Source organism: Nocardia gipuzkoensis (assembly GCF_021183645.1).
Classification (GTDB): Bacteria; Actinomycetota; Actinomycetes; order Mycobacteriales; family Mycobacteriaceae; genus Nocardia; species Nocardia abscessus.
The window spans coordinates 5,529,839-5,547,698 of sequence record NZ_CP089225.1 but is presented as its reverse complement, the minus strand read 5'-3'; the positions used below and the strand labels follow the sequence as shown (position 1 = coordinate 5,547,698).

17 protein-coding genes are annotated in these 17,860 nt (G+C 69.4%); 2 read left to right on the top strand and 15 right to left on the bottom strand.

What is annotated here, in order from left to right:
* Positions 1 to 18 precede the first annotated feature (18 nt).
* From LTT66_RS25315 to hisS, 3 genes are all read right to left on the bottom strand, one after another.
* A complete protein-coding gene (locus tag LTT66_RS25315) occupies positions 19 to 957 on the bottom strand; it encodes a malate dehydrogenase (RefSeq protein ID WP_233069394.1) in 939 nt (312 codons plus the stop codon).
* Positions 958 to 1,129: 172 nt separating this feature from the next.
* Positions 1,130 to 1,777 (bottom strand): hypothetical protein, encoded by a 648-nt coding sequence (locus tag LTT66_RS25310; protein ID WP_181720819.1) that lies wholly within the window; start codon positions 1,775 to 1,777, stop codon positions 1,130 to 1,132.
* A 140-nt stretch (positions 1,778 to 1,917) separates the two neighbouring features.
* Positions 1,918 to 3,189, bottom strand: a complete 1,272-nt coding sequence (gene hisS, locus LTT66_RS25305) for a histidine--tRNA ligase (protein ID WP_233060936.1) — start codon at positions 3,187 to 3,189, stop codon at positions 1,918 to 1,920.
* A 140-nt stretch (positions 3,190 to 3,329) separates the two neighbouring features.
* On the opposite strand from hisS, the gene LTT66_RS25300 reads away from it, so the two are divergent.
* Both LTT66_RS25300 and LTT66_RS25295 read left to right on the top strand, forming a co-directional pair.
* Positions 3,330 to 4,208 (top strand): peptidylprolyl isomerase, encoded by an 879-nt coding sequence (locus LTT66_RS25300; protein ID WP_233060935.1) that lies wholly within the window; start codon positions 3,330 to 3,332, stop codon positions 4,206 to 4,208.
* Positions 4,209 to 4,616: 408 nt separating this feature from the next.
* Positions 4,617 to 5,165, top strand: a complete 549-nt coding sequence (locus LTT66_RS25295) for a hypothetical protein (protein WP_195064287.1) — start codon at positions 4,617 to 4,619, stop codon at positions 5,163 to 5,165.
* Positions 5,166 to 5,247: 82 nt separating this feature from the next.
* Here the strand turns inward: LTT66_RS25295 and LTT66_RS25290 are convergent, their stop codons facing one another.
* Genes LTT66_RS25290 through LTT66_RS25235 form a run of 12 tightly spaced genes read right to left on the bottom strand, consistent with a single transcriptional unit; the run spans position 5,248 to position 17,855 of the window.
* Positions 5,248 to 5,634 (bottom strand): DUF4913 domain-containing protein, encoded by a 387-nt coding sequence (locus LTT66_RS25290; protein WP_233060934.1) that lies wholly within the window; start codon positions 5,632 to 5,634, stop codon positions 5,248 to 5,250.
* Positions 5,631 to 7,466 (bottom strand): type IV secretory system conjugative DNA transfer family protein, encoded by a 1,836-nt coding sequence (locus LTT66_RS25285; RefSeq protein WP_233060933.1) that lies wholly within the window; start codon positions 7,464 to 7,466, stop codon positions 5,631 to 5,633. The genes LTT66_RS25290 and LTT66_RS25285 overlap by 4 nt, the downstream gene beginning before the upstream one ends.
* Before the next feature lie 42 nt (positions 7,467 to 7,508).
* Positions 7,509 to 8,141, bottom strand: a complete 633-nt coding sequence (locus LTT66_RS25280) for a hypothetical protein (RefSeq protein ID WP_233060932.1) — start codon at positions 8,139 to 8,141, stop codon at positions 7,509 to 7,511.
* Positions 8,138 to 9,802, bottom strand: coding sequence for a M23 family metallopeptidase (locus LTT66_RS25275; protein ID WP_233060931.1), 1,665 nt, complete (start codon positions 9,800 to 9,802; stop codon positions 8,138 to 8,140). The genes LTT66_RS25280 and LTT66_RS25275 overlap by 4 nt, the downstream gene beginning before the upstream one ends.
* A gap of 37 nt (positions 9,803 to 9,839) precedes the next feature.
* Complete coding sequence (locus LTT66_RS25270) at positions 9,840 to 10,148, bottom strand: transposase (RefSeq protein WP_233060930.1); 309 nt, start codon at positions 10,146 to 10,148, stop codon at positions 9,840 to 9,842.
* On the bottom strand, positions 10,145 to 12,304 hold the full coding sequence (locus LTT66_RS25265; RefSeq protein WP_233060929.1) for a hypothetical protein: 2,160 nt from the start codon (positions 12,302 to 12,304) through the stop codon (positions 10,145 to 10,147). The genes LTT66_RS25270 and LTT66_RS25265 overlap by 4 nt, the downstream gene beginning before the upstream one ends.
* A 7-nt stretch (positions 12,305 to 12,311) precedes the next feature.
* Entirely contained in the window at positions 12,312 to 13,802 is a 1,491-nt protein-coding gene (locus tag LTT66_RS25260; RefSeq protein WP_043694150.1) for an SCO6880 family protein, read from the bottom strand.
* Positions 13,799 to 15,271 (bottom strand): conjugal transfer protein TraG N-terminal domain-containing protein, encoded by a 1,473-nt coding sequence (locus LTT66_RS25255; protein WP_233060928.1) that lies wholly within the window; start codon positions 15,269 to 15,271, stop codon positions 13,799 to 13,801. The genes LTT66_RS25260 and LTT66_RS25255 overlap by 4 nt, the downstream gene beginning before the upstream one ends.
* Entirely contained in the window at positions 15,265 to 16,062 is a 798-nt protein-coding gene (locus LTT66_RS25250; RefSeq protein ID WP_233060927.1) for a hypothetical protein, read from the bottom strand. Before LTT66_RS25250 ends, LTT66_RS25255 begins: the two co-directional genes overlap by 7 nt.
* 23 nt (positions 16,063 to 16,085) lie before the next feature.
* A complete protein-coding gene (locus LTT66_RS25245; protein ID WP_233060926.1) occupies positions 16,086 to 16,898 on the bottom strand; it encodes a hypothetical protein in 813 nt (270 codons plus the stop codon).
* A complete protein-coding gene (locus tag LTT66_RS25240) occupies positions 16,895 to 17,551 on the bottom strand; it encodes a hypothetical protein (protein ID WP_233060925.1) in 657 nt (218 codons plus the stop codon). Before LTT66_RS25240 ends, LTT66_RS25245 begins: the two co-directional genes overlap by 4 nt.
* 28 nt (positions 17,552 to 17,579) lie before the next feature.
* Entirely contained in the window at positions 17,580 to 17,855 is a 276-nt protein-coding gene (locus LTT66_RS25235) for a hypothetical protein (RefSeq protein WP_181724852.1), read from the bottom strand.
* Between the last annotated feature and the right edge of the window lie 5 nt (positions 17,856 to 17,860).

Below are 17,860 nucleotides of genomic sequence, written 5' to 3'. Positions count from 1 at the left end.
CGGGCGTCCCGCGGCAGGTCAGGCGCGCTTGGCGAAGCCGAGGTCGATGACGGCGTCGCGTTCCTGCTCCAGCTCGGCGACCGAGGCGTCGATCCGGGGCCGGGCGAGATCGTCGATGACCAGATCGGGCACGATCCGGTACTCGCCGTCCGCGCAGGTGACCGGGAACGAGCTGATCAGCCCTTCGGGCACGCCGTAGGAGCCGTCCGAGGGCACGGCCATGGAGACCCAGTCGCCGTCCCTGGTGCCGCGCACCCAGTCGTGGATGTGATCGATCGCGGCGCTGGCCGCACTGGCGGCCGAGGACGCGCCGCGGGCCTGGATGATGGCGGTGCCGCGCTGCTGCACGGTGGGCACGAATTCGTCGGTGACCCAGGCCCGATCGCCGATGACGTCGAGGGCGGGACGTCCGGCGATGGTGGCGTGCGCGATGTCCGGGTACTGCGTCGCGGAGTGGTTGCCCCAGATCGCGACGCGCGCGATGTCGGCGGCGGGCGCGCCGGTCTTCTTGGCCAGTTGCGCGATGGCGCGATTGTGGTCCAGCCTGGTCATGGCGGTGAAACGCTCGGCGGGCACATCGGGGGCGTTGCTCATGGCGATGAAGGCGTTGGTGTTGGCCGGGTTGCCGATCACGAGCACCCGCACGTCGTCCGCGGCGCTGGCGTTGATCGCGGCGCCCTGCTCGGTGAAGATCGCGCCGTTGGCGGCCAGCAGATCCGAGCGCTCCATGCCTGCCGTGCGCGGCCGGGCGCCGACCAGCAGGGCGACGTCGGCGCCGGCGAAGCCGATCCACGGGTCGTCGCTGATGTCGACGGACGCCAGCAGCTCGAACGCGCCGTCGGCCAGTTCCATCGCGACGCCCTCCAGCGACGCCACCGCCGCGGGGACCTCGAGCAGCCGCAGCCGCACGGGCGTGTCCGGGCCCAGCATCGCGCCCGAGGCGATCCGGAACAGCATGCCGTAGGCGATCTGCCCCGCGGCTCCGGTCACGGTGACGGTCACGGGCCCAGCGGCGGTGCTCACGACGAACTCCTTGCGGTCGGCGGACTTCTGCTGCCCACCCTAGCCACTCTCACCGCTTCCGAAGGCGCACGGTGAGCTACGCGACAGCGCCTCCGGGAGCGGACGGTCAGCCGAGTGTGGCGACCTCGGTGTCGGTCAGCACGATCGGCGATACCGCGTCCTTCGCCCGCGCCAGCCGCACGGCGCGATACAGGGGCCGTTCCTCAAGCCCGGCGTCCCGCGCCTCGGCTCGCAACTGGTGCACCAGCATCTCGGAAACCGCTACGGCCGCGGCCAATTGGCTCGCCGACAGCGCGTCGGCGAGCCTGCGCAGGCCGAGCAGGTGCAGTTCCCGGCCGCTGCCCGCGTCGGTGTACATGGCCAGCGGGACGACCTGGGAGACCTCTCCCGCGGTGACCCGCAACGCGATGCGGCTCAACCTGGCCGGGAATACCAGGACCTCGACGCCGGTCGCCGCCGACATCTCCACCTGGCGTTCACCGAACAGCCTGCGTGCGTGGATCCTCGTTCCGGTCACCCACATTCGCCGCCTGCGCAGCGCGACGGCGTACAGCACGGTGGGCGCGCCGACGACGACGCCGATGGCCACGGCGATCGGCCAGCTCACCACGGTCGCGGCCAGCAGCGCCGCGCCGAGCCCGATGCCCGACGCGGCCAGCGCGAGACGGCGCAGCATCGGCGCGTACAGCTCGGGCGCGACCAGGTCGAGCCCCACCGGTGCGACCGCCCGCTGGTCATCAGAATTCGTGGACACTCCTCCGCCCTCTCGCGACTCCGTCGCCGGTCGTGCGCCGGTCACGCTACCGCGCCCATCGCCCGGTCAGCGACGGGTTCGACGCACAGTACCGTGCGTGCGGCGCTCGTGCCGGGAAACCCGACGGCGCCGCGCACCCGCTATCCGGCCAGCGAGTCCCGGATCACGCCGACCGCCTCGGGCAGCGGAATCTGCCGCTGGTCGCCGGTCGCCATGTCCTTGAGACCCACGGTGTTCTCCGCGAGATCCCGATCGCCGAGCACGAGGGTGAACTTCGCCCCCGAACGGTCGGCCGCTTTCATCGCGCCTTTCACACCACGCCCGCCGTAGGCCAGATCGACTCGGACGCCCGCCGCCCGCAGCTGTGCGGCCAGCACCACCAGCCGCTGCTTGGCGGCATCGCCCAGCGGCACGCCGAAGACCTCGCAACGCGCCTGGTCGCCCGCCGACTTGCCTTCGGCGGCCAGCGCCAGGATGGTGCGGTCGACGCCGAGGCCGAACCCGATACCCGACAGCGGCTGCCCGCCGAGCTCGGCCATGAGCCCGTCGTAGCGGCCGCCGCCACCGATGCCGGACTGCGCGCCGAGACCGTCGTGCACGAACTCGAACGTGGTCTTGGTGTAGTAGTCCAGCCCACGCACCATGCGGGGGTTGACCACGTACGGCACACCCAGCGTTTCCAGGTGGCCGAGCACCTGTTCGAAGTGGGCCTTGGCCGACTCCGACAGGTGATCGATCATCAGCGGCGCGTCCGCGGTCATCGCGCGTACCTCGGGTCGCTTGTCGTCCAGCACGCGCAGCGGGTTGAGCTGGGCGCGCCGCTTGGTCTCCTCGTCCAGCGGCAGGCCGAACAGGAAATCCTGCAGCAGTTCGCGGTACTGCGGACGGCACGTCTCGTCGCCCAGCGAGGTGATCTCCAGCCGGAACCCGTCGAGTCCGAGGCCACGGAACCCGGCGTCGGCGATGGCGATCACCTCGGCGTCCAGCGCCGGGTCGTCGACGCCGATCGCCTCGATGCCCACCTGCTGCAACTGCCGGTACCGGCCGGCTTGCGGCCGCTCGTAGCGGAAGAAGGGGCCCGCGTAGCACAACTTCACCGGCAGCTGGCCGCGGTCGAGGCCGTGCTCGATGACCGCGCGCATCACGCCCGCGGTCCCTTCGGGACGCAAGGTGACGCTGCGGTCGCCCCGGTCGGGGAAGGTGTACATCTCCTTGGTGACCACGTCGGTGGACTCGCCGACACCACGGGCGAACAGGCCCGTGTCCTCGAAGACCGGCAGCTCGATATGCCCGTACCCGGCCAGTCGGGCGGCACGCAGCAGGCCGTCGCGCACCGCGACGAACTCGGCCGAGCCGGGTGGCACGTAGTCCGGTACCCCCTTCGGGGCGGAAAAGCTGCTGGTCTTGGTCACGATGCTCCAGTTTCCACCACTACGCCCCCGCAAGTCCAACCGGTTCCGCGCAACCGCCTCTCAGGAAGGTTGCCGAGCAGTCTCAGGAAGAAATGGCACACTCTTATCCCGATGTAACCGGATACGGGAGGAACGTGGTAGTGCCGACCAACGAACAGCGACGAGCAGCGGCGAAACGCAAGCTGGAACGTCAGCTCGCCAACCGGGCCGAGCGGGCGCGCAGGCGCAAGCAACTCACGATCGCCGGATCGGTACTCGGTGTCGTCGTCGTGGTCGCCGCCGTGACCGGGGTGTACTTCTTGACCCGCGGCGACGACAGCGGTAGCTCCGAGGCAGCCGACGCCTCGCTGTCCAACACGCCCAGCGCGGCCGCGCCGCCCTCGGCGAAGGCCAAGGCCGCGACGGTCGACTGCGCCTACCGCGACAGCGCCAAGCCCGCGGACAAGCCGGTGAACAAGCCGAAGGGCGACGGCATCCCCACCACGGGCGTCGATGCCAAGGTCAGCGTCAGCGTGGAGACCAGCCAGGGCCCGATCGGGCTGACGCTGAACAACGCCGAGTCGCCGTGCACGGTGAACAGCTTCGTCAGCCTGGCGGCGCAGAACTACTTCGACGGCACCAGCTGCCACCGGATGACCGCGGGTGAGGGTCTGAAGGTCCTGCAGTGCGGCGACCCCACCGGCTCCGGAATGGGCGGGCCCGGCTACGAATTCGACAACGAATATCCGACCGATCAGTACGCTCCGGATGATCCGGCGGCGTCCACCGAGCCGATCTCCTACAAGCGCGGCGTGCTCGCCATGGCCAACGCGGGCCCTGGAACCAACGGCAGCCAGTTCTTCGTCGTGTACTCCGATTCGCTGCTCCCGCCGCAGTACACGATCTTCGGCACGGTGGACGACAACAGCCTCGCCACCCTCGACAAGATCGCCGCGGTGGGTCAGGACGACTCCAACGGCCCCGGTGACGGGAAGCCCAAGCAGCCGGTCACCATCCAGTCGGTGCGCATCGACCGCTGAGCGCGATTCCTCGGGCCCGCCGCCGACCACGGCCGCGGGCCCGAGTCATATCCGGTGCCGTCCGGCCGGAGCAAGGCTAACCAAACCTTTCTTCAGTTAGGCTGTCCTCAATCCGAAGATCATCCGGCGCGCCAGGAGACACGCCGGAAATGTGCGATATATGCTGATAAAGCAGCACGCTCGTTCGATTGTGCCGACCTTTGTCGGGTAATCTCGAAACAAGGAGTTCCCGCAGCGTAGTCACCCTTCGGCCGGGCGATCCCGAACCGAGAGTGGCGCGACGCGAGCCCTCCGGGTGTCCACGTTTGCAGGCGGGACCCGCTGCGCGGGACTACAGTTCGCGTGGCGGCGTCCGTAACGAAGCACCACAACCATCCATAGTGATCACTGCAGCATCGGGGAGCAGCCATGTCCGAGGAACTGGACGACATCGGCCGGGAAACCGCGGCCATGATGAGGACAATGTTGCAGCTTGCGACGCTCGTCGCCTTGCGGACCCGCGAGCGTGGTCAGAAGGAAGCCGAAGCGCGCGCCAAGCTCACCGAGGCCCGCATCAAAGAGGCCAAGGAATTGCAGATCCGGGAAGCTCGCGACGCGAAGGCCAAGGACCCGCGCAACACCGAGCTGGCCCGGCTGATCGAGAAGCCGATCGCGGAAAAGGGTGTGTCCCTGGAGAAGGACCGCTTCTCCGCGCAGGCCGAGGCGTCCCGGATGGCCGCCAACGCCGCCGCCACCGCCAAGCCGGCTTTGCAGTACGACTCCGCGGAACGCCGGATGGCGATCGCGGCCCATCTCGCCAAAATGGGTGTCGCACCGGAACTCGCGGCAGTGCGGATGCTGATCGAAGTGGGGCAGGCGCAACCACCCAATGAGGCAGTACGCACCCGGCCCGACGCGGCGCCGTCGGTCACCCGGGCGAGGGAACAGGAATCCCGCGGCCTGGAACGCACGAGGTAGCCGAACGAACAAACGCCCGCCGGATTCCGGCGGGCGTTCGTGTTTCCGAGGGTCATCGCGAGAAAGACCGTCGCACAGCGGATTACGTGCGGAAGTCGCCCACCGTGGGATCACCGAACATGCCGTGCTGCGGCGATTTCAGTGGCAGCGGGCTGAGCATGTCCTTGTGGCCGTTGCGCACACTGCAGTACTTGAACGGGCCTTTGGGATCGAACAGCTTCGCCATGTGCGGGTCCGCGTGATCGAGGAACCAGACGCTCAATCCGGTGCGCCCGTCCAGCCGATAGTGCTCCCAGGCCCGCCACAGCGCGTCCAGCCGGGCGACCGCCTCGGCGTGCTGCCACCACTCCGGGCACCACACCGTGTCACTGAGATCGGTGACCTGCCGCCGATAGACCAGGCTGAGGTAGTTCTCGACGAACTCCACCACGCTCGCGTAGATCATCGGTTGTTGCTGCTGTTCGGTCACAGCGGCCGAACCTCCTCGACTTGTCCGTATTCCGGCGGCGGCGTCGACTTGCTGAGCGAGGGCGCGCCGATCAGGTCCGTGACCTCCGTCTTGCGCTGCGGGTCGTGGCGCGAGATGGACTTCTTCACGTCGGCAGCGTACTCACCCTCCCACCACGGCACGGTGCGCAGGAGCACCGGCGGCGCACCGGAGGGGAACAGGATGGCCCGGCCCCGCGGCAGCGTCGCCAGGCCGTTGACCGAGAAGGTCTTGGACGAGCCCAGCGAGCGCGAATAGCTCTTGCCGCCTTTGGATTCGGAGACCGACTGCGAAATCGCGTCGTACTCGCCGAGCACGTCCGAACGCTCCTGCAGGAACTTGGTGTCATCCACGCCGCTGCCGAGCACCTTGATGTTCGCCGCCGACCACAACGCGTTCATGCCGCTCTCACCCCAGCAGCGCGCGCCCTGCGCCCAGGACTGCAGCACGGTCATCACCACGATGCCACGCGAACCGAAGTGGCTGTACTGCTTGGGCAGATCCTTCCAGCGCACCACGTTGGCGGCCTCGTCGAGCACGGCGAGCAGCGGAATCGCCAGACGACCACCGGCCGACTGCGAGGCCTTCCGCATCGCCACGTCCACCACGGCCTCGGTGAGCGCGCTCACCAAAGGCGCGGCCGACCCGCGGCCCTCCAGCGACAGGCTGTAGAGCGTTCCGTTGTTCTCCAGGAACTCCAGCTCGTCGAACTCCCTGCGGTCGCCGCCGCGGCTGATCCACGGGTGCACGTTCGACAGCTTCAAGCAGCGGATCATCTTCTTGGCGGTGCCGAAGATGCCGCTGCGCGTCCGCGGGTCGGTGTTGTACTGCGAGGACAGACCAGAGGCCGTGTAGTGGTGGCGGGCGGCGCGCAGAAGTTCGATAGGTTCGGTGTCCTGCGGGTTGGTCACCCACTCCCACACCTGCACGATCGGCCTGCTGCCGTTGCGATCGCCCACCGCCGCGGCGAGGAACAACCCGGCCAGCAGGTCCTCGGCCTCGGGATCGAAGAACGCGTCGGTCTTGGTGTCGCGGCCGTCGTCGCCGTCGGCGAAGTGGCCCGCCAACCGCGCCGCACGCATTTCGCAGCCCTCACGCTTGGCGTCCACCCAGGACAGCGGATCCCAGAACCAGGTCGGCTCCTCGCCCGCGACACCCTGCGGATCGAAGACGAAGGTGGGACTTCCCTTGGCCTCGCGGACGTCTCGGGTCGCGTCCACCACGTCGCGCTTGTTCGAGGTGGCCAGTACCGGACCGATCGCGGTGAGAATCGCCGGGATCACCCGGGAGGTCGACTTGCCTTGCCGCGGCCCCCAGATGTCCAGGTGCAGATCCTCGTACGAACCGTAGAGCATCACACCATCGGCCACACCGACGCCGATCGGCACGCCCGGGACGTCGTTGTAACCGAGTTTCACGCCGAGCTGCTCGGCTTTCTCCCGGACGCCCGCCTCGGTGAGCATGGAAATCGCTCCGCCGTTGCCCATCACGTCGGCCTTGTCGTCGACCGGCAACCTGCCCTTGGACCGGCGCTTCTGCAATTCCTTGCGGATCACCAGATAGGCGACCACGCTCAGGATCACCAGCAGGACGATCGCCGTGGCCGCGCCCGGCCACTGCAGCTTGCCCCGCGCCAGATCGGCCGCGATCGCGATCGGGTTGAACGGGACCTTCTGCGGGCTGCCCGCGAGCAGGTTGCCCAGATGCAGCGCGAGCCAGAGGGTTCCGAAGATCGCGAAGCCGGCGTAGGTCAGTAGCAGGCTGACGTCGGGCCCGGGAACGGCCGGATCCGTCACCTTTTTCTTCTTCGCCATGTGTGCCTCCTGGGTCGGCCGTCCGGTACGGAAAGCGGGTGGTCAGCGGAACGCGTCGAGCCGCCAGCCGTCGGGTGTGCGCACGACGGTGGCGATCACCGTCGCGGGCGGCAACGGCTCCTTGCGCCCGTTCGGATAGACGACGGTCTGCTCGATCCCGATCTTGAATTGCTGGACGTTCGGGTCGCTCAGGGCCGGGGCCTTCTCACCCGACGCGAAAGTGAACGCCTCCACCCGCGCCCCTTCCCTCGCCCAATCCGACCATTGCAGCGTCGGCTTCGGCGTCTCCACCGCGGTCGGCGCCGCATCCAGCATACGAATCAGGCTGGGGCCGAGAAACTTCCGCGCCCGGGCCAGCGAAGCGCCTTGGGCCTCGGTGGCGGGTTGCCAGCTGTAGATCTCCCGCAGCGCCGCGACCGCCACGCCGTCGGGCGTCACCGGGTCCGGGGCGGGCACGCCCTCCAGTAACCGGGGGGTCGACGTAGCGGGGTGCGCCGCATCGGATCCCGCGTCCGCGCGGTCCGCGCGGCCACAGGCCGCACTCAGCACCGCGGCGCTCAGCACCAGAATCACCACCAGTTTCGCGCGTGCACTTGCTCTGTCCATCCAGGCTAGCCGCACCCGGGGTGGTCGCGGCAGTCCCGCCGTCGCGTGTTCGGGCCCGTCGACGCTCACAGCACCCTCCTCGCCCGTGCGTCCCCTGGCACCGCGACTTCCGAAACGCCGCCTCCCGATCGGGCATCCGCGCCCGGCACCGACTGGATCATCCGGCCGTTCCCGGCGTAGACGCCGACCTGCGCCGGTCCGCGCGGACCGAACGAGCTGAACACCAGATCGCCCGGCCGCGCTCTGCTCATCGGCACTTCGGCACCTGCCTCCCACTGCTGTTCGGCCGTACGCGGCAGCGTCACCGTGCCGGAGGACGCCGCGAACACCGCCGCCGCGGTCAGACCCGGCCCGTCCAGTCCCCCGCCGCTCGGCCCTTGGGGCCCGCCACCGCCCCAGACATAGGGCGTGCCGAGCCACTCGTGCGCCGCTTCGACGATCTGGTCACCGCTGGAACCCTGCCCGGGAGTGAACCGGCCGAGTGAACCCGGCGCTCGGTATTGCGCCTCCATCGCGAGAATATTGCGCACGTACGGCTGGGTCTCGGCGTAGTGGGCCGCGACCTGGTTCGGCATGCCGCCGGAGGCCAGCACGGCGCCTTCGCCCGCGTTGTACGCCGCCAGCGTCAGCGCGACGACGTCGCCCTGCACCCTGCCCTCGGCCTGCCAGCGCTGGATCTTGTGCGCGATCGCGCACATGTACCGTCCCTGGCCGATGATCGCGTCCCCGTCGTCCCACACACTCGCCACACCGTTGCCGTCGGCGTCGATCACGTAGGGCTGACCGTCGTCGGGATTGATGCTCACCGCGGTGGTCGGCAGGAATTGCGCCAGGCCCTGGGCACCGGCGGGCGACGTCGCGCCGCGGCGGAAGCCGGACTCCTGCCTGCCCTGCGCGGCCAGCAGCGACGGCGTGACCTGCGGGCAGATCGAACCCGCACGGCGGTACCAGATCTCCAGCTCCTGCGGCACCTTGCCCGCGGCGAGCGCGCCGCCCGCGGTGCCGAAGCCGAGGCTGCAACGCGGATCGCTGGAATAGGCGCGCGCACCGCCGACGTCCGGAGTCGGCGCGCCGTCCAGCCAGGGCAACGGGTCGATCTGGCGTCCGCCGGTGAACCGGCCGCCCGGGACGATCTCGAAATGCAGGTGCGGCCCGCTGGATTCACCGGCCGAGCCGACCGCGCCGATGTGCTGCCCCGCGGTCACCGTGTCGCCCGGCCGGACGAGCACGCCCGAATCCCACATGTGGCCGTAGACCGCCGAATACGAGCGTCCGTTGGTGTCCACCGAGTCGACCACGATCCAATTGCCGAATCCCGACGCCGGACCGGCGGCGACCACGCGGCCGTCGGACACCGAGAAAATGGGCGTACCGTCGGGCGCGGCCAAGTCGACGCCCCGGTGCGCGCCGCCGCGCGACCCGAAAGTGTCCGACACGGTGAAGGTTCCGGTGGCCATCGGCAACGTGCGGCGCAGCCGACCGACTCCCGCGGCGAGCGAGGGGGTGGCGGTCGCGGCCGGATTGGCCTGTGACGCACCGGAGGTGGCCGTCGCGGCGGCACGCCGATCACCCGGCGGATAACCGCCCAGCGGCGGAAGCGCCGACTGCGAGCCGAGGACGGATCCGCCCTCACAGGGGTCGTCCACGGCGGGCATGACGATGACCAGCACGATGGTCACCAGGCCGAGCACCGCGCCCAGCGCCGTCCACAACGCCGATTTGCCGCTCATCGCCGCACTCCGGCATCGTGCCGCGCGCAGCCGTGGTTCACGTCCGGCGCCGGGCTTCGTTGAGGGTGTCGGCCAACGTGCGGTTCATCTCGGCGGCGGCCGCCAACTGCTGTTGCAGCAGCGCCACTTTGCGCCGCAGCGCGGTCGCGTCCATCCGCTCCAGACTGGGGCCTTCGGCCGCGCGCACCCAATTCCGCACCGAGTTCGTGTGCACACCGATCTGTTCGGCGACCACACGGCAGGCCTCCGATTCACTGCGCAGCTTGCCGGTCAGTGCGACGACCTGTTCGACCGCCGCCTGGCGCACCTCCGGGGAGACGCGGCGGTAGGACCGGTGCGGCATCATGCGGCACTCCCCGGTGAATCCGTCCCGCGCGAGGTGGATTCGGTGAACTCGCTGAACCGCTGGTTGGTGTCGTGGATCCCGCTTTCCTTCTCCGACAGCGTGAATTCCATGTGGAACGGGATACCGGGCCTGCGGTCCTCACCGATCTTCAGCAGGAATTTACCGGTGCCGGGCGGGGACGGCCGCTGCTGACCCGGCTTGAGCGCCTCGCCGGTCAGCGCTTGCGGTGCGGACCATCCGGTCACCATCTCCTCCTCGGCCGATGTGAACGGAACCGTGCTGTCCAGCCGTTTGATCTCCTCGGCCGGAAGCGCGCCGAAGATCTTGGCGCGCGCCCGCTCGAGGAAACCGAGCGCCTTCGCGATGGCGGCTTCCGAGCCGAGCGATTGCAAGTCCTTGATGGTGTGGCTGATCATGATCAGCGCGGTGGCGATGCCGCGCTGCAATCGGGTGAGCTCGTCGACCCGGTCGACCATGAAGTCACCGAGGCCGAGCACCTGCCACAGCTCGTCCATCACCACCTGGAAGTAGCGCTGCGGGCCGAGCTTCGCGTCGGCGAGCACGTGCGCGGCTTCGACCGAGGCGAACCCGTCGGCCCAGCAGGCCAGCATGACCGCGGCCTTGAGCTTTTTGTCGCCGGTCGGGATGTGCGAGACGTCCATGCACACCGCGACCGCGCTGGTGTCGATCGGCACGGTGGTCTGGCCGTTGAAGACCGCGCCGAACGGCCCCTGGGTGAGCGCGCGCAGCGAGCGGCGCAGCCCCTTGATCGCGTCCTGGTACTCCGCGGGGTTGTCCGAACCCGCGTCCAGCATCAATTCCTCACCACCGCCGACGATCACCTCGAGGAGGTTCTCCATGATCGGCGGCTTGTCCGGGGTGTAACCGCTGCCCGGCCGGTAGAGAATGCGCAGCGCGGTGGAGATCAGGGTCTCCTCGTAGTCGCGGACCCGGTCGCCGCGCACCAGTTCGACCAAGCCCGCGATCAGCGTCACCTGCCTGGCCCGCAGGTCCTGCAACACCTGCAGTTGCAGGGCCGGGAACTCTTCCAGGCGCGGAACGACCGCACCGAGCACGCCCGCCGCGAGCGGGTTGAGCTTGCCGTGCCCGTACCCCAGGTCGATCACCTGGCCGCCGACGAGCTCGACCATCTTCCGGTAATCCGGTTTGACGTCGGCCAGGATCAGCGGCGTGATCCCTTGCGCGATGCCGCCCAGCACGATCCGGCGGACCAGCGAGGACTTGCCGAAACCGTTGAGGCCGAGCACGAACAGGCTGGGGGCGGTGATGAAACTGCCGCGCATGAACCAGTTCATCGGATCGAAGCAGACCGGCGCTCCGGTGTGCAGATGCGAACCGAGCGGCGTGCCGATCAGCGGCGCGCCCGCGCCGACCGACCACGGCCACAGACCGGCGACCTGGGCGGTGGTGGCACGGTACTCGACCGGGCGGCCGACCACGTTCATCCGGCCGCCGCCCGCTCCCGCGTAGCCGCGGTCGGTGAGTTGCGCTGTGCTGCGGTCGAATCCGTCCTCGATCGTCTGCTCCGCACGGGCCGCGTAGTTGCGGCGGCGGATGTCGTCGGTGCGGACCCGGAACTGCGCGAACGCCGCCCGCAGGCCACTGCCCTCCCGGGCGATCATCTCCAGTTTGGCGCGGGTGGCGTCGTCGAGCAGCGGCGGGCCGGACTGCTTGCGCCGATCGGCTTTCGCCTTCGCGCGGCGGGCCGCCTTGTCCGTGTACGGCGTGCCCATGGCGCGGTCGGCGGTGTAGTCGACCTTCGCGGGCCGCGCCACACGACCGTTCCTGCCGCCGTTGCGATCCGGCCGTGCGGCGATGCGCTCGGTGGCCGCGTCACGGGGCATGCGGGAACTCCGCTCGCCGCGGGACCGCTCGGCGTGCGCCCGGTCGGCGTGCGCCCGGTCGGCCCGCACGGCGTCGGCCCGGCCCGCGGCTGCTCGCGCGCGCCGCTCGGCGGCCCGCCGGTCGGACGGGTCGACGCCCAGGCGGTCCTCGCCGTTCACCCGCGCCGAATCCCGTGCGGAACGCCGCCGCTCCGGCCGCTGTCCCCACTCGTCCCGGCCGGATTGCTCGAGTCGCCTGCGGCGTGCGTCCTCGTCGCGTTCCCGTACGGGTGGCTCGTAGTCGCGTGCCATGAATCGCTCACCCCGCCAGTGCCTTCGGAATAGTGGCATGCTCCGGCAGGATCACCCCGCAACCGAGCGAAGCCGCGAAGGCCGCCGCCTGGTAGCGGTAACACCGCCGAATCTTCAAGCGCGCCTGGGTCGACAGGTCGCGCGTGATGGCTTCGATGCGCGGCAGGTCACCGCGCAAGGGCTCGGTGATGGTCACCAGCGCCCCGAAGCGGGTCACACCGTGACCCCTGGCCTGCTCCTCGCGGGCCTGCTGAGTCGCGCCCACCCGCAGCGTCGCCGCCGCGGACACGACCCCTCGTTCGCTCTGCTGGGCCACCAACGCGTTCTTGAAATCGTCGTCGACGATCTCGGCGGCGTCGGCGGCTGAGTGCGGACGGTACACGATCGCGATACGTTTGCGCGGTACTTCGGGATTCGGCGCGAGCAGTCGTTGCAGCACCCGCTCGTCCACCGCGCCCTCCGGCGCGGCGTCCATCTCCCAGGTGACCGACCGGCCACCGTCGTGCACCAGGTGATCCCACTTCTCGTCGTGGGACACCGGGCCCGCGTCCGCCCAATCCAGGCCGTGCCCTTCGGGTTCGCCCGCGGCCACCTCGAGGTCGGCCTGCGAGGCGGGATCGTAGCTGCGGCGGATGAACGAGATCACCTCGTCGGCCGACATCGGCTGGGCGCGCACACCGGCTTCCGCCAGCGCGGCGCAGATGCCGGGCAGGCGGCGGCCGATCTCCACGGCCTCCTCCGCCGGGTTCTTGCGGCGCTCGGCGGTGGTGGCCTTGAACGTGATCGCCACGCGCGGCAGCAATTGCACCCGTTCCTGCGGCAATTCGGTGGCCAGCTCGTACATCACCTGCTGGGCCAGCTCCGGCGCCTCCGGCCTGGTGATCGTGGAAACCTCGGTGAGCAAGCGGTTCCCGGTCTCGGGCACCGTGTCGATCACCGGCACCACGGCGACGATGTCGCTGGTCTGGCCGACCGAGGCCAGGAAGGTGCCCCACGCCGACACCCAGCGGTCGATCACGGGCTGGTCCACCGCTTCGTGACCCTGCGGCCACGCGCGCAGCACCACCGTGTACTGGGCGAACTGCGGGAGGTGGATCATGCCGAAGCTGTAGCCGCCCGCGTCGATGCCCTCGTACAACTTGGAGGGCGCCAGCAGACCGGGCAAGCGGGTGACACCGCCCGGGATCCGGGAGAAGCGGCCACCGCGGTACACGTGCTCGCCGCGATTGCGCGAGCGCATCCAGTTGAACATCATCAATCCCGTCTCGTAGCCCGAACGACCTCCGGTCCGCCACACCAGCGGGACCATCACGACGACACCGACGCCGCCGACGATCATCCCCCACTGGAAGCCGCCGACCATCGCGGTGATCAGCGCGGTGATCACGACCGCGAAGCCGAGCACGGTCTCCTCCCAGCGCAGGCCGAAAAGACCCGCGCTGCGTGGCTTCTGCCAGAGCCCGTACGAGCGCCGCTCGTAGGTGTCGGTGATTGTCATCGCGGAATGGTGCTCCTTCCGAGATCGGGTGACCGGTTCGTCCAGCGATCGCCCGCGACGTCACCCATGGCTTGATCGGCCCGGTTCAGCCCGCCGCTCGCGGCGCGCGCCGCTCCGATCCGGCCGGCCGCCCTGGCCGCTCCGGACGGTACTCCGGCCGCGCCCGCGGGTCCGGAGGCGCGCGGTGCCGCACCACCCTGACCACCGCCGCCACCGCGCGGCGGGGTGGGCCGCGGTACGCCGCCGCCACGCGGTCCTCCCGCGCCGCCGGGCCGGGGTCCGGTTCCGCCGCCGCTCACGTAACCGGGCGCACCCGCGGCCGCCGTGCCCTTGACGCCGACCGCCTTGGTGCCCATGGCGCCCAAGGCCGCCACACCGACCAGGGTGCCGCCCGCCGCGGTGAAACCGGAACCGCCGCTGCCGACGATGGCGACGGCCGGGGTGACCAGCCGCATCAGCGCGGGCAGCACGAACGCCACGCTGCACAGCAGCACGATCGCGACCAGCATGCGCTGGGCCTGCTCACCGTCGGGCAGACCGCCCGTCGGGGTGAGGCCGTCGACGTGACCCGCCGTGGTGAACGCGATCATGTAGACGATCGCCGCCACCGGTTTCCAGAGCATGAAGGCGATGATCCAGCCGATGAGCTTCTGATAGGACTGCTTGCCGATGTTCATGCCGGAGGCCGCCGCCGCCAGCGGAAGCACACCGGCCGCGATCACCAGCAGACCTTGCCGGACGATGGCGAGCACGATCTGCGCGAGCGCGCCGAGCAGACCGACGATCGCGATGATCAGCACCAGACCCGGGGAAAACGCCTGCAGCTTACTGGTTTTCACCATCAGCTCGGCGAGGTCCTTGGCGTTGCCGTTGGTCGAGTCCTCGATGATCCACTCCGCGAAGCGGTCCGAGGCCTGCGTGCCCGCGACGATCACCGCGCCGAGCATCCAGGAGCTGAACACGACGCGGGTGAACATCCGGAACGATTCGGCCGCCTCGTTCATCGCGGCCCCGCGTCTGGCCTCGGCCAATCGCGCGCCGGAGAGGATCACCGACGCTATCAACAGAAGGATCTGCGCTTGATAGGTGTAGTCGTTGATCTTCGTGAACAGCGAACCCGAATCGCTGACCGCCTCGTTCGGCACCTTCATCCAGAACGTCAACGCCAGGATGATGGCCTGGCCGAGACCGTTCATCAGCGAATCGACCACCTTGCCGAAGGTCGAATCCCAGGCTTTGTCCTTCACCGCGTCCGCAGCCTGGCCCGGATGCGCGCCGACATTGCCCGCCTTGCACGCGGCGGACGCGGCGTCACCGAGGGTGAAGCCGGGCAGTCCCAGGCCGTCGAGCGTGTCGTGGATTTCGTTGCACGTTTCGTCCCAGCCGTACGACTGGCCGTAGGCCACGGTCGGAGTCGCGATCATCACCGTGAAGATGACCGCGAAGATTGTGACTAGCCGCCTCACCATTGTGTCCACCCATCGATCGAACCGATCGTCTCGAGCGGCTGCGCGTCGCCCGCGGACGACTTCAGTCTCCAGCCACCATCACGCCATAACACGTTGAGTCTCATTGCCACCCAACTTCGCCCTCCGTGCAGGAACTCACGGGTCTTGCGGGCGACACGAACAACAGCGAAATCGTCACCATAGCTTTCGATTCGGAAAGCGTCGGACGCGTACAACAGCGGTTTGGCATTCTCCGGCAAGACGTCGGGCACTTTGCCCTCGGCGATCTTGCGCTCGCGATCGGCGAGTTCCTCGGGAGTAAGGATCACCAACTGCCGCCACAGCGTGCGGTCGGTAGGCCGTGCCACGGTCCGCCAGTAGATCTGCTCGGCGGCGAGCGCGGCGCCCTGCGGGGTCTTGGCGAATCCCGACGGCACGCCGTTGTCGATGCGCGCCGGTCCATCGGTCGTCGAGAAAGGAATGATCGGGCCGCCGTACACCTGCTGCCAACCGCCCGGCTGGTTCGTCCCGCCTGGCGCGCCGGTCTGCCACTCCGGATCGGTCGGCCTCCGTTGCGCGCCCGACTGTGAAAGCGCCTGTCCGGCCGGTTCGTTCGGGATATCGAAACGGTGCCCGAAGGAATCCTTACCAGAACCGGCGAAAGTTGGCCCGCCATGGGCATTTTCCGACGCAGTCGTCGTTTGCGAGACCTGCGCGTGTGGCGTGTCGTCATCCCGAGTCGCGACTACGGTGACGACTGCGGCCACCGCCACCGCGAGTACCGCAGCTGCGCCCAGCACAGTCAGCGGCATGCGACCGGAAGACCTCCTACGGCTCACCACCTCGTCCACCCCTGCAACGACTCGATGTACTCGGCCTGGGCATTGTTGGTGATCGATGGCTTCAGGCGCCAGTCCCCCGCGTCCCACACCATGACCAGGCGCGTCGCCGCCCACAGCTGCTTGCCGTCCATCACCGGGCCCCTGGTGGCCAGGCGGATGATGGCGAGATCGTCGGCGTAGTCGTCCACCTTGAACGCATCGGAGGCGACGAAGTAGCGGGTCACCGTCTCCGGCTGCTGCTCCGGCAGCCGGTCGTCGGCCAGCGCCTTGTCGTAGGCGGCGATCTGCTGAGCGGAGACCCGCACCTGGCGCACGTACAGGTCGCGGTCGGCGGGACGCGCGTTGAGCCGGTAGGTGATCTGCGCGGCGGCCAGCACCGCACCCTGCGGGGTGTGCGCGTAGCCGACGGCCAGGTCGTCCTCGATCCGCGTCGGCCCGTCGGAGGTGGAGAACGGCACGGAGGCGCCGTACACCCGCTGCCAGCCGTGCGGTTCGGTGGTGCCCTCCGGCGCGGCGGTCAGCCAGTCGGGGTCGCTGGGCTTGCGCTGCCGCGAGGGGTCCTGCGGAAGCGGTTGTCCCGCAGCGCTGTTCGGGATGTCTACGCGCCTGCCGAGGATGTCCGCCTCGGGGGTCGCGAAACCGGTGCCGCCGGAGCCCTCGGTGACGGCGGGTGCGCCGCCGATCTCCTCGTCGTCCCGGCCGACGAAGACGAAGATGCCGACCACCACGATGAGCGCCAGCACGGCGGCGGAGGCGACCACGCCGAAGGAGACACGATCGCGCGCGTACGACTCCCTGTCGCTCACGTCGGTGCCTCCAATTTGACGATATCGGTGGGTAATGCGTCGATCGAATCGATGGGCCGGGCGGTCGAGTCCGGATCGGGCAGTCGTAATCTCCAGTCCTCGCCGAACCACTCGACGGTCGTGTGGTGCACCGCTTTCGAGCTGTCGGAGTATTCGGTGTACACGTCGACGGTGGACTGCCCCTCGGTGTATCCGGTGATCTTGTAGCCCAGCAGGCGGGGCGCGAACTCGGGGCCCGCCGGACCGGTGATGGACAGCTGCACCCGGTTGATCGCCCACTCGTCCTTGGCCGGGCCGGGAACCACCTCTCGCGCAGCCACTTTCGCCCACTGGGTGTCGGCGGCTACCGCAAGCCGTACCGAATGGGTCAGCGCGGCGATGCCCGCGCCGCGCGGGGAGTGCTCGAAACCGGTGGCGGCGCCGTCTGCCGTCGACCGCGGTCCCTGGTCGGTGTGCGGCAGCGGCACACCCTGGAACGGCTGCCACCGCACGTCGGTGGGAGCGGCCGCGAGGTCCGGCCCCGTCGAGTCCTCGCTACCTCCGCAGCCCACCGCCGCGAACAGCAGCGCGGCGCCGACGACTCCCGCCGCGGGGCGGCGGATGTCGCGCCGCCACGCCGTGGAGTCCACCGGCCGCAGTCCTGTCGAATTCATTCCCGCGTCGTCCCCGTCCCACTCCGGCTCACGCGGGCAGGAACGCCAGGGCGATCCCCGACGCCGTGCTCGCCACCACCGCACCAAGCAGGCTCATCAGGACGCCGTGCGAGGCATCGTTCATCGCCAGATCGCTGCGGAAGGTCAACCACAGCTTTCCAGCGGACACGATCATCCAGGCCAGGCACACCAGGAGGACGAACCACAGCAGCCAGTTCAGCAGCTGCATCAGCGGTGCGAGAACGTCGGCGGGCATCTGCTTGTAGGCCAGCGGCTCGGCCGCGAGCATGCGCACGGTACTCATCGCGG

Excerpts from the sequence above, each read along its gene's own strand:
- LTT66_RS25315 (WP_233069394.1), bottom strand. The coding sequence starts at position 957 with ATGCTGTTCCGGATCGCCTCGGGCGCGATGCTGGGCCCGGACACGCCC.
- LTT66_RS25295 (WP_195064287.1), top strand. The coding sequence starts at position 4,617 with ATGTCCGAGGAACTGGACGACATCGGCCGGGAAACCGCGGCCATGATG.
- LTT66_RS25285 (WP_233060933.1), bottom strand. The coding sequence starts at position 7,466 with ATGGCGAAGAAGAAAAAGGTGACGGATCCGGCCGTTCCCGGGCCCGAC.
- LTT66_RS25275 (WP_233060931.1), bottom strand. The coding sequence starts at position 9,802 with ATGAGCGGCAAATCGGCGTTGTGGACGGCGCTGGGCGCGGTGCTCGGC.
- LTT66_RS25270 (WP_233060930.1), bottom strand. The coding sequence starts at position 10,148 with ATGATGCCGCACCGGTCCTACCGCCGCGTCTCCCCGGAGGTGCGCCAG.
- LTT66_RS25265 (WP_233060929.1), bottom strand. The coding sequence starts at position 12,304 with ATGGCACGCGACTACGAGCCACCCGTACGGGAACGCGACGAGGACGCA.
- LTT66_RS25260 (WP_043694150.1), bottom strand. The coding sequence starts at position 13,802 with ATGACAATCACCGACACCTACGAGCGGCGCTCGTACGGGCTCTGGCAG.
- LTT66_RS25255 (WP_233060928.1), bottom strand. The coding sequence starts at position 15,271 with ATGGTGAGGCGGCTAGTCACAATCTTCGCGGTCATCTTCACGGTGATG.
- LTT66_RS25250 (WP_233060927.1), bottom strand. The coding sequence starts at position 16,062 with ATGCCGCTGACTGTGCTGGGCGCAGCTGCGGTACTCGCGGTGGCGGTG.
- LTT66_RS25240 (WP_233060925.1), bottom strand. The coding sequence starts at position 17,551 with ATGAATTCGACAGGACTGCGGCCGGTGGACTCCACGGCGTGGCGGCGC.
- LTT66_RS25235 (WP_181724852.1), bottom strand. The coding sequence starts at position 17,855 with ATGAGTACCGTGCGCATGCTCGCGGCCGAGCCGCTGGCCTACAAGCAG.